The following is a 478-nucleotide window of genomic DNA, read 5'->3' on the forward strand; positions in this document are numbered from 1 at the left end:
GCGGAGAACGACAGGATTGCCGATCTTCTGGTGGGACTGACCCAGGCTCACAGGAGATGGGGATTTGGTCTGTGTTTCCTGTATCTGCGCAATGTGCAGGGACTGCTCTGGAATCATAAGCGGGTTTATCGGATCTATCGGGAACTGGAACTCAACCTGCGGATTAAACCCCGCAAGCGTCTGGTTCGCGAAAAGCCTGAAAAGCTGTCGGTTCCGGCCCTTCCCAACACGGTCTGGTCCATGGACTTCATGGCGGACAGACTTTTGGATGGACGCGCTTTTCGGCTTCTGAACATTCTGGATGACTTCAATCGTGAAGGACTGGCGATTGAGGTTGATTTTTCCCTGCCGGCCTGCCGGGTTGTTCGCTGTCTGGAACAGGTTATGGAGTGGCGCGGCAGGCCCGAGGCTATCCGAATGGACAATGGCCCTGAATATGTCAGTCATACGGTGGTTTCATGGGCCGAAAAACAGGGGA

1 protein-coding gene is annotated in these 478 nt (G+C 54.6%); it reads left to right on the top strand.

What is annotated here, in order from left to right:
- Positions 1 to 478, top strand: a 478-nt coding sequence (locus HK23_RS13820; protein ID WP_143217583.1) for a DDE-type integrase/transposase/recombinase, incomplete at both ends; no start/stop codon positions are given.

It is taken from the genome of Acetobacter malorum (assembly GCF_002153605.1).
In the GTDB taxonomy this organism is placed as follows: domain Bacteria; phylum Pseudomonadota; class Alphaproteobacteria; order Acetobacterales; family Acetobacteraceae; genus Acetobacter; species Acetobacter malorum_A.